This window comes from Mammaliicoccus sp. K-M42 (genome assembly GCF_022386375.1).
Classification (GTDB): domain Bacteria; phylum Bacillota; class Bacilli; order Staphylococcales; family Staphylococcaceae; genus Mammaliicoccus; species Mammaliicoccus fleurettii.
In genome coordinates, this window is sequence record NZ_JAJNIS010000018.1 from 33,055 (window position 1) to 47,462 (window position 14,408).

Annotated in this window: 13 protein-coding genes; 10 read left to right on the top strand and 3 right to left on the bottom strand. The window is 32.1% G+C overall.

What is annotated here, in order from left to right; translation table 11 throughout:
• The gene (locus tag LQ668_RS09550) at nt 1-483 is read right to left on the bottom strand and encodes a hypothetical protein (protein WP_078356811.1); all 483 of its coding nucleotides are present in this window, start codon (nt 481-483) and stop codon (nt 1-3) included.
• 140 nt (nt 484-623) lie between these two features.
• Between LQ668_RS09550 and LQ668_RS09555 the strand changes: the two genes are divergently transcribed.
• The 3 genes from LQ668_RS09555 to LQ668_RS09565 all read left to right on the top strand — a co-directional run bounded on the left by LQ668_RS09555 (nt 624) and on the right by LQ668_RS09565 (nt 5,751).
• The gene (locus LQ668_RS09555) at nt 624-899 is read left to right on the top strand and encodes an Fpa/YlaN family protein (protein ID WP_016911324.1); all 276 of its coding nucleotides are present in this window, start codon (nt 624-626) and stop codon (nt 897-899) included.
• A 66-nt stretch (nt 900-965) separates the two neighbouring features.
• Nucleotides 966-2,162, top strand: coding sequence for an FtsW/RodA/SpoVE family cell cycle protein (locus LQ668_RS09560; protein WP_078356812.1), 1,197 nt, complete (start codon nt 966-968; stop codon nt 2,160-2,162).
• Nucleotides 2,163-2,301: 139 nt separating this feature from the next.
• Nucleotides 2,302-5,751, top strand: coding sequence for a pyruvate carboxylase (locus tag LQ668_RS09565; protein WP_239776011.1), 3,450 nt, complete (start codon nt 2,302-2,304; stop codon nt 5,749-5,751).
• Nucleotides 5,752-5,810: 59 nt separating this feature from the next.
• On the opposite strand, the gene LQ668_RS09570 is transcribed toward LQ668_RS09565, so the two are convergent.
• Entirely contained in the window at nt 5,811-6,722 is a 912-nt protein-coding gene (locus LQ668_RS09570; protein WP_078356814.1) for a COX15/CtaA family protein, read from the bottom strand.
• Nucleotides 6,723-7,078: 356 nt separating this feature from the next.
• On the opposite strand from LQ668_RS09570, the gene cyoE reads away from it, so the two are divergent.
• The 7 genes from cyoE (at nt 7,079) to LQ668_RS09605 (ending at nt 13,577) form a co-directional block, all read left to right on the top strand.
• Complete coding sequence (cyoE, locus tag LQ668_RS09575) at nt 7,079-7,984, top strand: heme o synthase (RefSeq protein ID WP_170167678.1); 906 nt, start codon at nt 7,079-7,081, stop codon at nt 7,982-7,984.
• Between the two features lie 37 nt (nt 7,985-8,021).
• A complete protein-coding gene (gene coxB / locus LQ668_RS09580; RefSeq protein WP_078356816.1) occupies nt 8,022-9,089 on the top strand; it encodes a cytochrome c oxidase subunit II in 1,068 nt (355 codons plus the stop codon).
• A 23-nt stretch (nt 9,090-9,112) separates the two neighbouring features.
• On the top strand, nt 9,113-11,014 hold the full coding sequence (gene ctaD / locus LQ668_RS09585; RefSeq protein ID WP_078356817.1) for a cytochrome c oxidase subunit I: 1,902 nt from the start codon (nt 9,113-9,115) through the stop codon (nt 11,012-11,014).
• Nucleotides 11,014-11,643 carry a cytochrome c oxidase subunit 3 gene (locus tag LQ668_RS09590; protein WP_078356818.1) on the top strand — a complete coding sequence of 210 codons (630 nt, stop codon included), beginning with the start codon at nt 11,014-11,016 and terminating at the stop codon, nt 11,641-11,643. The genes ctaD and LQ668_RS09590 overlap by 1 nt, the downstream gene beginning before the upstream one ends.
• Nucleotide 11,644: 1 nt before the next feature.
• Entirely contained in the window at nt 11,645-11,998 is a 354-nt protein-coding gene (locus tag LQ668_RS09595) for a cytochrome C oxidase subunit IV family protein (RefSeq protein ID WP_078356819.1), read from the top strand.
• Between the two features lie 152 nt (nt 11,999-12,150).
• Entirely contained in the window at nt 12,151-13,104 is a 954-nt protein-coding gene (gene ctaG / locus LQ668_RS09600; protein ID WP_078356820.1) for a cytochrome c oxidase assembly factor CtaG, read from the top strand.
• An 11-nt stretch (nt 13,105-13,115) separates the two neighbouring features.
• Nucleotides 13,116-13,577, top strand: a complete 462-nt coding sequence (locus LQ668_RS09605) for a DUF420 domain-containing protein (protein WP_174221869.1) — start codon at nt 13,116-13,118, stop codon at nt 13,575-13,577.
• A gap of 225 nt (nt 13,578-13,802) precedes the next feature.
• On the opposite strand, the gene LQ668_RS09610 is transcribed toward LQ668_RS09605, so the two are convergent.
• A partial coding sequence (locus LQ668_RS09610; RefSeq protein ID WP_239776012.1) for an IS3 family transposase occupies nt 13,803-14,408 on the bottom strand: 606 nt, incomplete at its 5' end.

A 14,408-nucleotide genomic window follows, 5' to 3' on the forward strand; every position in this document is an offset into this window, starting at 1 on the left:
TTAAACAACCTCAATTTCAGCTACATAGCTGAATTTATTTTGATATCCATTTTCTTGATCATAAGTGAAAGCATCAATCTTACCATCTTTATAAATCATTTTTCCTTCTTTAGAAAAGTGGAAGAATAAGTATGGCCAGTTTTCAATCGGTATTTCTATTGAATCAGTATCATTTTTTAAAACAACTTTAGTCGCATTATCATTCGGTTCAGAATTCTTTATGAAAGGCATTGCATTAATTACGAAGCTTTCTTGTAGAAATGAACGTTTTTTGTAAGTTGTTTCGCTATTTAAAGTAGGTGGCATTGTAGCACCTTCTAAAATAGCACGGTTCCATGCTACATTGTTCTCAAATTCAATTGGTCTTTCTCCATTAAAGATTCCTTGTTCTAAATCTTCAATTTTTACTTTACGATCATCAAATATCCAAGTTGTTGCGTCTAGTGTAATAGTAAATTTTGAATTCCCTTTAATTTGTATCAATTTTTTCACTCCTATCAAATTCACAATTTAATTTTAACATACTTGTAATTAATAACCTTCTGTTTTCGCTTGCAATTTTCACATTTCTAGTCTAAAATTTTATAAGTATAGAAACATAAAAAATTAAGGGGGAGTATGTCATGCATAACGATTCAGAAATTTGTCAAAAGGCATATGACCAATTATATAACGATTCTGAAAAAATCCTTCAGTTAATAAAGGTACAAATGGACAACTTAACAATGCCTCAATGTCCTTTATACGAGGAAGTTTTAGATACGCAAATGTTTGGTCTTCAAAAGGAAGTAGATTTTGCAGTACAAATTGGACTTGTTGATAGAGAAAAGGGTCAGACACTTATGGCAAGTTTAGAAAAGGAACTATCTAAATTGCATGATGCTTTCACAAATGCTTAAATGATACAAAGTCTAGAGAGGAGAAATCTTTCTTTAGACTTATTTTTTTAGAATTGGAATGAGTAGATGGACTATATTAAAAGTTTTTTTCAGTACATTAAGAATTACTCAAAATACATAGATTTCACATTGTTAATAACGTATATTATTTTATCTTTGATAGGTTTAGTCATGGTATATAGTGCAAGTATGGTAGCTGCTACAAAAGGTACTTTAACTGGTGGTATACCTGTTGCAGGCACATACTTTTTCATTAGACAATTATTGTATTGTATAGTAGGATTTTCCATTGTCTTTTTCATGTCATACTTTATGCATATTAATATTTTGAAAAATAAGCGTGTTCAACAAATCGTGATATTCACTATTTTTGGATTACTTATACTAACATTATTAATTGGTACTGAAATTAATGGTGCGAAAAGTTGGATTAACCTCGGATTTATGAATTTACAAGCTTCAGAAATATTAAAAGTAGCTATGATTTTATATTTATCTTTTATTATTGATAAAAGACGAAATCGACTCAAACAGTTTAAACTTGCACTAATGATGCCATTGTTCCTAATTGGTACTTGTATAGGATTAGTTTTATTACAAAATGATACTGGACAAGCACTTATACTTTGTATGATTGTATTATGTATATTTGCTTATTCTGGAATAGGTATTAAGGCAATTTTAAAATGGTCTGGTCCTATCTTTGCAGGTGTAGTGTTATTAGTTATTTTTAGTATTGTATTTAAAGGTGGCATATTATCTCAGCACCAAGCTGACCGTTTCCATGTGCTTGAAAATCCATTCAACTATGAGAGTGGTATCGGTTATCACTTAGCTAACTCGTTATTAGCAATTGGTAATGGAGGTATTTTTGGTAAAGGATTAGGTAATGGTATTATGAAATTAGGTTATTTGCCTGAACCACATACCGATTTTATCTTTGCAGTTATTGCTGAAGAATTAGGGTTAGTAGGAGTGCTAATCATTCTTGGTTTACTACTATTTATTGTATATAAAGGATTTTTATATGCAGCATTAACAGATTCTTATTTCTTTAAACTTGTATGTGTAGGAATCTCAAGTTATATAGGTGTACAAACGTTTGTTAACTTAGCTGGTATTTCTGGAACTATACCATTGACGGGTGTCCCTTTACCATTTATGACATTTGGCGGTTCGTCTATGTTGAGTTTAAGTATAGCTACAGGAATCTTACTTTTAACTGCTAAACAAATTAGAATTGATCAATATCACAGAAAATAATATGTGCATATTTAATCAGTGAATTTAATAAATTATATGAAAAAAGCGGATTATAGTAGAATATAATCCGTTTTTTTTATATAATAGACTAATATATTGTTTTTAGAATATTCAAATACATTGAGGGGAGCCTCCAATTATGAGCAAAATAAACAAATTATTAGTAGCCAATCGAGGCGAAATTGCAATTAGAATTTTTAGGGCGGCAACAGAATTAGATATTGAAACAGTAGCAATTTATTCTAATGAGGATCTAGGAGCTTTACATAGATATAAAGCTGATGAATCATATTTAGTTGATGAAAATCTTGGACCAACAGAAAGTTATTTAGATATAGAAGCGATTATTAAAGTAGCTAAAAAAGCAGATGTCGATGCGATACATCCGGGGTATGGCTTTTTAAGTGAAAATGAAACTTTTGCAAAACGATGTGCTGAAGAAGGCATTAAATTTATTGGTCCAGAACTTAAACATTTAGATATGTTTGGCGATAAAGTTAAAGCGAGAGCAACAGCTATTGAAGCTGGAGTACCAGTTATCCCTGGGACAGAAGGTTCTGTACAATCTTTTGAAGAAGTTGAAGAATTTACAAAACAAAGTGGATTTCCAGTAATTATTAAAGCTATCTCAGGTGGCGGCGGTAAAGGTATGCGTATCGTAAATGATGCAAGTGAATTAGAAGATGCCTATCAACGTGCTAAATCTGAAGCTGGCAAATCATTTGGAAATAGTGAAGTTTATGTCGAAAAATACATAGATCAACCTAAACATATCGAAGTACAAGTAATAGGGGACGAACACGGCAATCTCGTTCACTTATACGAAAGAGACTGCTCAGTTCAACGAAGACATCAAAAAGTTGTAGAGGTAGCACCATCTGTATCATTAGGTGATGAGCTTAGACATCGTATTTGTGATGTAGCCCTAGACTTAATGAATAAAATCGGTTACGTGAACGCAGGTACTGTAGAATTTTTAGTTTCAGGCGATGAGTTTTACTTTATTGAAGTAAATCCACGTGTACAAGTAGAACATACAATTACAGAAATGGTAACTGGTGTGGATATAGTTAAGACTCAAATATTAGTTGCTGAAGGTGAAAATTTATTTGGCGATAAAATTGAAATGCCTAAGCAAGAAGATATTAAAACTTTAGGTTTTGCAATTCAAAGTCGTATTACAACTGAAGATCCTTTAAATGACTTTATGCCTGATACAGGTAAAATTATTGCTTATCGTTCAAGTGGTGGCTTTGGAGTTAGACTAGATGCTGGTGATGGGTTTGAAGGTGCAGAAATTTCGCCTTATTATGATTCTCTATTAGTGAAAGTATCAACTCACGCAATGTCATTAAGACAAGCAACTGAAAAGATGTTACGTTCCCTTAAAGAAATGAGAATTAGAGGTATTAAAACTAACATTCCATTCCTTTATAACGTAGTAAACCATGAGAAATTTGCTAAAGGTACTTATACAACTAAATTCTTAGAAAACAATCCAGAATTATTTGAAATAACACCATCACGAGATAGAGGTACTAAGACACTACAATATATTGGTAATATATCTGTAAATGGTTTTCCAAGTGTTGAAAAAAGAGAAAAGCCTCATTTTGAAAAATTTAAAATAGAAGAAGTAACAAAAGAAGAACTATCAGCTTTATCAGGTACTAAACAAATTCTAGAACAACAAGGTCCAGAAGGCGTTAGTAAATGGTTAAAAGAACAAGAAGAAGTTCTTTTAACAGATACTACATTTAGGGATGCACATCAATCACTATTAGCAACTCGTATGAGAACTTATGATATGTTGCAAATTGCACCTGAAACTGCGAAATATTTAAATGATGCCTTCTCATTAGAAATGTGGGGCGGTGCAACATTTGATGTAGCTTATAATTTCTTAAAAGAAAATCCATGGGAACGTTTAACTAGATTACGTAAAAAAATACCTAATGTATTATTCCAAATGTTATTAAGAGCATCAAACGCAGTAGGTTATAAAAACTACCCAGATAATGTTATAGAAAAATTTGTTCAAGAAAGTGCAGATGCTGGTATAGACGTATTTAGAATATTTGATTCACTAAACTGGTTAGATCAAATGAAAGTTGCCAATGAAGCGGTACAAAAATCAGGAAAAATTTCTGAAGGTGCTATTTGTTATACGGGTGATATTCTAAATCCAGAAAGATCAAATGTATATACTTTAGATTATTACGTCAATTTAGCAAAAGAATTACAAAGTGAAGGTATTCATATTCTTGGTATAAAAGATATGGCAGGTTTATTGAAACCTAAAGCTGCATATGAACTAATTAGTGAATTGAAAACACAAATTGACATACCTATTCACTTGCATACACACGATACAAGCGGAAATGGTTTATTAATATATCAAAGTGCTATTAGAGCAGGTGTAGATGTAATAGATACAGCAGTTGCAAGTATGAGTGGAACAACATCTCAACCTTCTGCAAACTCTTTATATTATGCTTTAAGTGGTAACGATAGAGATGTAAGAACAAATATAGATGGCCTAGAAAGATTATCTCAATATTGGGATACAGTAAGAAATTATTATTCTGACTTTGAAAGTGATATTCGTTCACCACATACTGAAATTTATCAACATGAAATGCCAGGTGGACAATATTCTAACTTGAGCCAACAAGCTAAAAGTTTAGGTTTAGGTGAAAGATTTAATGAAGTTAAAGATATGTATAAACGAGTTAACTTATTATTTGGAGATATCGTTAAAGTAACACCATCTTCAAAAGTAGTAGGTGATATGGCATTATACATGGTTCAAAATGATTTAGACGAACAAAGTGTTATTAAAAGAGGAAACTCATTAGACTTTCCTGAATCAGTAGTGTCATTCTTTAAAGGCGAAATCGGCCAACCAGTAAACGGATTTAATAAAGAATTACAAAAAGTAATTTTAAAAGGTCAAAAAGCAATTGAAAAACGACCTGGCGAATTATTAAAACCGGTTGATTTTGATGCTTTACGAGAAGAGTTACAAACTAAACAACAAGGTGAAGTTACAGAACAAGATTTAATAAGCTATGCAATTTATCCTAAAGTTTATGAACAATATATTAAGACTTATGAAAGTTTCGGTAATTTATCATTGTTAGATACACCAACATTCCTATTTGGTATGGCTAAGAATGAAACAGTAGAAATAACGATAGATAAAGGTAAAATTCTTATCGTTAAATTACTTTCAATTGGTCATGTATACGAAGATGGACATCGTTGGGTATATTACGAATTAAACGGACAACCAAGAAAAGTATATGTAAAAGATGAACACGTAAAAGTTTCTGAAGCTGTACTTCAAAAAGCGGATTTAAGTAATGAATCTCACATCGGAGCTCAAATGCCTGGAACTATATCAGAAGTTAAAGTTAAACAAGGCGATGAAGTCAAACAAGGTGATGCATTAATCATTACAGAAGCAATGAAGATGGAAACAACAATTCAAGCGCCATTTGATGGCACAATCAGTAATATTTATGTTTCAGCTGGTGACAGTATTCAAACACATGATTTAATTATTACGATAGACAAAGCAGAATAATAGATAAAAAAAGCCTCTTAATTCTTATTGTAAAAGAATTAAGAGGCTTTTTTAAATAATTATAATTTTCGTTTGGATCTTCTAATAAGCATAATGAAATAGCATAATAAGCCAAATAGTAATGTAATGAATAATGCATGAAGTAATGCAATAAATAAATTCACTCTAGTTATTACGGATAACGCACCAGTCGTAACTTGTAAACATACTAATATGAATGCTAATAGCCAGCCGTACTTAATGACACGATATTGTGTATAATTTTTAAATGCATGAATGAAAATGTATAAGATCCATATAAATATGAAAAATGCTAATGTTCTATGAGACATTTGAACCCATTCATAAAAGTTTTGTGGTAACCCAATATTTCCATTTTGGCAAAGTGGCCAACTTAAACATGCTAAACTCGCATCTGCATGTCTAACTAATGCGCCTGAATATATTACGAAGTAAATGTATGTTGTTACAGCGAAAGTGTGAAACTTTAAATGATTATTTATTATTAAACTAGTTGCTTCGAATTTCTTGTCAACTTCATAAATGATTAATGTAAGTAATAAAACTGAAGCAAAGCTAATAAGTGATATTCCAAAGTGTAAAGATAAAATAAAAGCATTTTGTTGCCAAATAACTGCGGCAGCACCAATAAGTGCTTGTGCAAAAATAAATGCAATACTTGTTATCGATAGAGGTTTAACTTCTCTAATGTGTCCTAATTTAACCCAGCTTATATAAGAAAGCATACAAACTAATATAAGTGCTAAACCAGACACACCTCTATGAGCTAATTCTATAATCGTTTCAATTGGCCAATCTGAAGGAATGAAAGATCCATGACATAATGGCCAAGAACTACCACAACCATCAGCAGAACCAGTTTTAGTTACGAGTGCTCCACCTAATTGTACAAATAACATTACGATTGTCGCTAGAGTTGCTAGCCATTTCAAAAATTTATCACTAAACAATACGAACACCTCAAGTAAAATTTAAATTCATATTTATAGTACATAAAATGGGCTATATTCTAAAATAAACCTTATTTATATTTAAAAATATGATAGAATTTAAGAGAACAACGTATTAACAATTGTTATTACTTTAATACGATTCTGATTTAAACACTAATATCTATAGTATAACAATGAATGAGCATTGTAAATGTTACACAATAATGACTTTTTATGCGTACTCAGAAGGAGTAATAAAATGTCAAAATTTTGTTTCAAAAATGTATAGATTATGTGACAATTTTCATATATCATTGAGTTATATGTGAAAGATAATGGAAGGAGGGACAAAATTGCAACAAAATCAATATAGTGTGACTTCTGAAAAAGACATAGGCACAGGACGTCTCACGTTATATGAAATTAAAGCCATCATTAAAATGGGTCTTGTTCAAGGGAATCTGATCCCAACATTTGCAGGTGCATGGCTTGCAATAGTATTTGGTGGATTTAACTTCTTCCAAAGTTTGCCGATTGTACTATTAATGATAGTAGGGTCAACACTTATTATGGGTGGAGCTTGTGCTATTAACAATTACTACGATCAAGATATTGATTCTATAATGCCATCAAAACAAAAAAGACCAACTGTTAATGGAAGAATCAGTGATCGCCACTTAATTCAATTGAGTTTTGGACTAATGATTTTGGGTGAAATTTTACTATTCATGATTAATATTCCAACAGGGATAATTGGATTGCTTGGAATATTTGGTTATGTCGTGTTGTACTCAATTTGGTCTAAGAGACATACCGTATGGAATACGGTAGTTGGTAGTTTTCCAGGTGCAATACCACCATTAATTGGTTGGGCGAGTATTGATCCATCATTAAGTCCGCTTGCATGGACACTATTTTTAGTGTTATTCGCATGGCAACCTGCTCACTTTTATGCTCTTGCTTATCGTCGTAAAGATGAATATGCTTTAGCTAATATACCAATGTTACCATCTGTAAAAAGCTTTAATAGAACGCGTTTGAGTATGTTACTTTGGGTAGTACTTTTATTACCTTTACCGTTCTTGATGACTCAATTAGGTACTGTATTTATAGTTATTGCTACATTACTTAATATAGCTTGGATGATATTAGCTTTAAATGGATTTAAAAAAGAAATAAACAAATCAAAATGGGCTACGAGTATGTTTGTATTTTCTTTAAACTATCTTGTTATTTTCTTTGTAATGACGGTTTTAGTTACTGTTGTACAATTAATATAATTAATATGAATGAATGCATGAAAGAGGGGTTAAACGAATGAAGACACGTTTAAAAAACACGAAAATGTTTGCTTTGCTTGCGACACTGCTATTTGTGTTAGCAGGTTGTGGCGAAAAACATTTATCAGTACTTCGACCAGCTGGTGAAGTAGCTGATAAACAATTCTTTTTATTAATGCTTTCTATAGGCATTATGTTGCTAGTTATTGTTGTAGTTGTTATTATTTTCTTAATTGCAATGATTAAATTCCGTCGAAAAAAATTAGGTGAAGATTTTGTACCTAAAGATGTTGAAGGTAATCATAAATTAGAATTAGTTTGGACAATCGTTCCAATTCTTTTACTTATTATTTTAGCTATCCCAACAGTAATACTTACGTTCTCATTAGGAGATACTAAAGCTATCGACAAAGTGGATGAAAAAGGTGAAAGTAAAGAGCTTGTAATAGATGTTACTGCTAACCTTTATTGGTGGGAGTTTAGTTATCCAAACGAAAAAATTGTTACAAGCCAAGAACTTGTAGTACCTACAGATAAAAAAGTTTACTTCAGATTACATTCTGCTGATGTTAAACACTCATTCTGGGTACCTGCAGCTGGTGGTAAAATGGATACTAACGTAGAAGGAATTAATAAATTCTACTTAGAATTCAATGATAAAAAAGCAAAAGATGTTAAAAATTTATTCTACGGTAAATGTGCTGAGCTTTGTGGACCTTCACATGCATTAATGGACTTTAAAGTAAAAGCCTTACCACAAGATGATTTTGACAAATGGGTTAAAGATATGAAATCTGTTGATAAACCTGTAGCTGCTACTTCTAGCCAAGCTAAAGAAGGTGAAAAGGTATTTAATAAATCATGTGCAGGATGTCACGCTGTTACACCAACAGGAGAAGGTGCTAAAGGACCTAACCTTACTAACTTTGGTGATCGTGATTTAATTGCAGGTTATTTAGAACATGATGAAGAAAACCTTAAAAAATGGATAAAAGACCCAGAAAGTATTAAACCAGGAAATAAAATGACTGATCAATACAAAGTTTCTGATGAAGACATTGATGCTTTATCTGCCTACTTAATGGAAAGAAAAGTCGATAAGTAAGAATTGAAAGGGAGGTTACTCTAGTGTCTACTCAAAGTAAAAAGGGGTTTGGATCAACTGTTTGGGACTTTTTAACAACTGTTGACCACAAAAAAATTGCTATTTTATATTTAATTGCTGGGGGATTATTCTTTGCTGTTGGTGGAATAGAAGCAATGTTAATCCGTATTCAGTTAATAGTTCCAGAAAATGACTTTGTGTCAGCTGGCCTGTTTAATGAAATTATAACTATGCATGGTACAACGATGATATTCTTAGCTGCAATGCCTTTGCTATTTGGCTATATGAATGCTGTTGTTCCATTACAAATTGGTGCACGAGATGTTGCATTTCCATTCTTAAATGCATTAGGTTTTTGGTTATTCTTCTTCGGTGGAGTATTCTTAAACTTATCATGGGTTTTAGGTGGAGCACCTGATGCAGGTTGGACATCTTATGCAAGTTTGGCACTTGAATCTGCCGGACATGGTATTAACTTCTATGCTCTAGGGCTGCAAATTTCTGGTGCTGGTACTTTAATTGCTGGTATTAACTTTGTAGCTACAATTGTTAATATGAGAGCACCGGGTATGACGTATATGCGTATGCCATTAATGACTTGGACAACATTTGTTGCTTCAACTTTAATCGTATTTGCGTTTCCACCATTAACTATCGGTATATTCTTGTTAATATTCGATAGAATGTTTGGTACATCATTCTTTGTTGCTTCTCAAGGTGGTAACACAATCATTTGGGAACATTTATTCTGGATCTTTGGACACCCAGAAGTTTATATTCTAGTTTTACCAGCGTTTGGTATTTTCTCTGAAATTATACCTGTATTCGCTAGAAAAAGATTATTTGGTTACTCAGCGATGGTATTCGCTACAGTATTAATTGGTTTCTTAGGATTTATGGTATGGGCTCACCATATGTTCACAGTAGGACTAGGTCCAGTAGCTAACGCTATTTTCGCTGTTGCAACTATGGCAATCGCTGTACCGACAGGTGTTAAAATATTTAACTGGTTGCTCACTGTATGGGGCGGTAGTGTTGAATTTACGACACCAATGTTATATGCATTATTCTTCATACCATCATTCGTTATGGGTGGCGTAACAGGTGTCATGCAAGCATCAGCTCCTGCTGACTATCAATTACATGACTCGTACTTTATCGTTGCTCACTTCCATTATGTAATCGTTGGTGGTGTAGTATTTGCGCTATTAGCAGGTTTACATTATTGGTTCCCATTAATTGCTGGAAAAATGTTAAGTGAAAAACTAGGTAAAATCACATTCTGGTTATTCTTCATTGGTTTCCATTTAACATTCTTAATCCAACATTTCTTAGGACTATGGGGTATGCCTCGTCGAGTATTTACATATCTACCAGGACAAGGATATGATATACCAAACTTAGTATCTTCAATTGGTGCTTTATTTATGGCTGTAGCTGTAATTATAGAAGTAACTAACGTTGTAATTACATTAATTAAAGGTGAAAAAGTTGGTAAAGATGCATGGGGAGATGGCCGTACTTTAGAATGGTCATTACCAATACCTACGCCACATTATAACTTTGCACAAACACCTTTAGTTCGTGGTCTAGATGCATTATGGGTTGAGAAAACTCATGGTGATGGAAAAATTCTTCCAGCAGAATCACTAGATGAAATACACATGCCTAACAATTCATTTGTTCCATTTATGCAAGCATTTGGACTATTTGTAGCATCATTCGGTGCAATGTATTTTGCAGATGGTAAAGAATGGGCTCTAGATGCTGTTAAAGACTTAAATGAAAAACCTTGGGCAGTATATGTACTTATTCTTGGATTAGCAATTACTGCAGGAAGTATGATTGTAAGATCACTTAAAGATGATCATGGTCATCATATTTCTAAAGAAGAATTATTAGAGTATGAAAGGGGTGAGCGTTAATGTCACATGAAGAAGTTAAATTTACAGCTGACAATTGGCCTGACCATCCTGAAACAGCATCTATGGAAGGTAAAAATAAACTCGTAGGTTTCTGGGTATTCCTTGGTGGAGAAGTTGCATTATTCGCTTCATTATTTGCAACATACTTAGCATTAAAAGATGCTGTACCAAGTGAAGATCATTTATTAGCTAAAGATTTATTCCACTTACCATTAGCGTTCGTAATGACGATGTTATTATTAACATCATCTTTAACAAGTGTTTATGCTTTATACCATTTACGTAACTTTAATGCTAAAGGCGTATTCATTTGGATAGGTGTTACAGTCTTGCTAGGTTTAGGTTTCTTAGGACTTGAAATTTATGAGTTCGTAGAGTATGTTCATCAAGGCCATACATTCCGTTCAAGTGCTTTTGGTAGTGCATTCTACTTCTTAGTAGGAACGCACGGTTTCCACGTTGTTATTGGACTAGTATGGTTAACATTACTTATATTCCGTAACAAAGCTAGAGGTTTAAGTATTTATAATGCACATAAATTTAATACTGCTGCTCTGTATTGGCACTTTATTGATGTTGTATGGGTGTTTATCTTTACAGTAGTATACTTGATGGGAGCGTTAGGATAATATGAGCCAACAAATAAATCATGACGCACAGGCACTTAAAGCATATAAGAAACGTAAAAGTACAAAAGAAATGCGCATGCAAGTTACTAACTTTGCAATTATGATTTTTGTTACATTTGTTGCTTTCGCACTTGTTGCTGCAGAGTTTCCTAAAGAATTTGTTATACCAGTAATTTTAGGTTTAGCTGTTTTACAAGTAGTATTACAATTTTACTATTTCATGCATATGAAAGCTGAAAAACATGGTGTATCTAAACTGTTTATGATAACAGGCATATTCTTTGGATTATCATTTGTTGTAACTTTCCTTTATATTGTATGGTTAGGCGATCCATTATTCGTTAAAACAAAATAATGATTTTAAGACTCAAAAACTTTGTTATATAAGTTTTTGAGTCTTTTTCTATATTTGGTCATATCATTGTCATAACTATTTATTTTGTTGGGTTGTTTAACTTTGAATTAAATTTTATAATAAGAGTAATGACTTTATGGGGAAGTGTTTAGATGGGTAACTTAACCTCAATATCAATATTTGGATTTTGGGCAAATTGGACTCCGTTCTTTTTTGTAGGGGTATTATGCGTAATTATTTTATATTTTTTAATCTGTGGAAAATGGTATAAAGATATTCCTGGAGGCAGACCTTTAAGAAAAGGTGAAGCAGTTTTATTTGTTATATTAATGCTATCAATATATTTATTAGAAGGTGGACCAATCGATCTACTTTCACATATTATTTTTAGTTTTCATATGTTACAAATGGCTTTGTTGTTTTTAATTATTGTGCCAATGCTGTTTTTTGCAATTCCAGAATACATTGTTAAATATGTAGAAGAATTACCTGTTATTAATAAAATAGTAAAATTGTTCACAAAACCAATTTTAGCTATATTTCTTTTCAACGGATTATTCTCTGTATACCACATACCACTAGTGTTAGATACGTTAAAACAAGATGTTGTATTACATGATTTGTACACAATTATATTATTCATTAGTGCATGGTTTATGTGGCATCCTATATTCAATAGACATATATCTGAAGAAAATCAAATGTCTAATATTAAAAAGATACTTTATATTTTCTTCATTGGTGTACTCTTAACACCGTCATGTGGTCTAATTATCTTTAGTGGAAATGCTATGTACGACACATACACGTCTGGAGAGGCGTGGTTAGGCGCTATGACTTTATGTGTACCTGCAGACACATTGAATGCTGTTGTCCAAGGTACAGGCTTATCTGGTCCAGAATACTTTACGAATTTTTCACCATTAGAAGATCAACAAACTGGTGGCGTCATAATGAAAGTAATGCAAGAAATCGTCTTTGGAGTATATCTATACATTATATTTATAAGATGGTTCCGTTATGAGAGAAAAAATGAAAAACAAATTACTGAAGATAGTTTGAGAAAATTACAAGAAAGAAAAGCTTTATATAATCAATTTAGATAGGATGTATAAAAATGAATTTACCTATATTACCGACAATTAGTACAACATTTATAGTATTAAGCGCAGTCTTAGTAGCTATTGGTTGGTACTTTATATCACAAAGAAAGATCGAAACACACAAAAAATTTATGTTATCAGCTGCAGTTGCTGCTGTAATATTCTTTACAATTTACGCTAGTAGAACAATATTTATAGGTAACACATCTTTTGGTGGACCTGATAGCATCAAGATTTATTATACTATATTTTTAATTTTCCATATTACACTTGCTACAGTTGGTGCTATTATGGGGATATATACGATTTATTTAGGCTTGAAGAATAAACTAGAGCGACATCGTAAGTTTGGACCTGTAACTTCAATTATATGGTTCTTTACAGCTATTACAGGCGTAGCAGTTTATTTATTACTATATGTTTTCTATCATGGCGGAGAAACAACTTCTATGATCAAAGCAATTTTAGGGCATTAATATAATGTTAGTGCTTGGGACATAAATCTCAACGCAAAATAAATAAGCATATCACTTACCTGATTTTTTAAAGGTTACAGTGATATGCTTATTTTTTCATCTTACGATTTTGTACGTGCATGCTTGCCTAGGGTATGGTTCGAGGCTGTAGTCTCTCACGCATACGGTTCCCTCAGCCTCTTAGTTATAGAGCAGCTATATTTGCACTGGTATGTCAACAAAAACTTAGACAGAATTCATAAGTTTATAAGAGGTTGGTGTTTGATAATTTAATCCTGCATGTAATCTTTCATTGTTATACCAGTTTATATACATTTTTAATTCAATTTCTAATTGTTCTATCGTATAGAATCTTGTAGTATTTATGAATTCTGTCTTTACTGCTTTAAATATTGTCTCTGCTACTGCGTTATCATATGGATTTCCCTTACGGCTTAAAGAACGGTTAATATTGAATACATCAATTACTTTATCGATTAATTGATTATCAAATTCTCGTCCTCTATCTGTATGGATATAGCTTATATTAAATAGATTTGTTTCTATACTTGCTAATGCTTTGAATACTAAGTCAGCGTTTTTGCGTTGTCCTACACTATAGCCTATAATCTCTCGATTATATAAATCACTAAATAAGCATACATAATGCCATCTATTGTCCACACGGACATAAGTTAAATCTGAAACAATGTATTTATACTGTTTATGTTTTTTAAAGTTACGATTTAAATGATTCTTGGTAGTAGATTGGTTTACCTTGCTTGATGTTACTTTAAATTTCATCTTTGTATAAGTAGAAACTAAGTTTCTTTGTTTCATCAATACACCAAT

What these genes read in the sequence shown, in the direction of transcription:
- LQ668_RS09555 (WP_016911324.1), top strand. Translation starts at nt 624, where the DNA reads ATGCATAACGATTCAGAAATTTGTCAAAAGGCATATGACCAATTATAT.
- LQ668_RS09560 (WP_078356812.1), top strand. Translation starts at nt 966, where the DNA reads ATGGACTATATTAAAAGTTTTTTTCAGTACATTAAGAATTACTCAAAA.
- LQ668_RS09565 (WP_239776011.1), top strand. Translation starts at nt 2,302, where the DNA reads ATGAGCAAAATAAACAAATTATTAGTAGCCAATCGAGGCGAAATTGCA.
- coxB (WP_078356816.1), top strand. Translation starts at nt 8,022, where the DNA reads ATGAAGACACGTTTAAAAAACACGAAAATGTTTGCTTTGCTTGCGACA.
- LQ668_RS09590 (WP_078356818.1), top strand. Translation starts at nt 11,014, where the DNA reads ATGTCACATGAAGAAGTTAAATTTACAGCTGACAATTGGCCTGACCAT.
- LQ668_RS09595 (WP_078356819.1), top strand. Translation starts at nt 11,645, where the DNA reads ATGAGCCAACAAATAAATCATGACGCACAGGCACTTAAAGCATATAAG.
- ctaG (WP_078356820.1), top strand. Translation starts at nt 12,151, where the DNA reads ATGGGTAACTTAACCTCAATATCAATATTTGGATTTTGGGCAAATTGG.
- LQ668_RS09605 (WP_174221869.1), top strand. Translation starts at nt 13,116, where the DNA reads ATGAATTTACCTATATTACCGACAATTAGTACAACATTTATAGTATTA.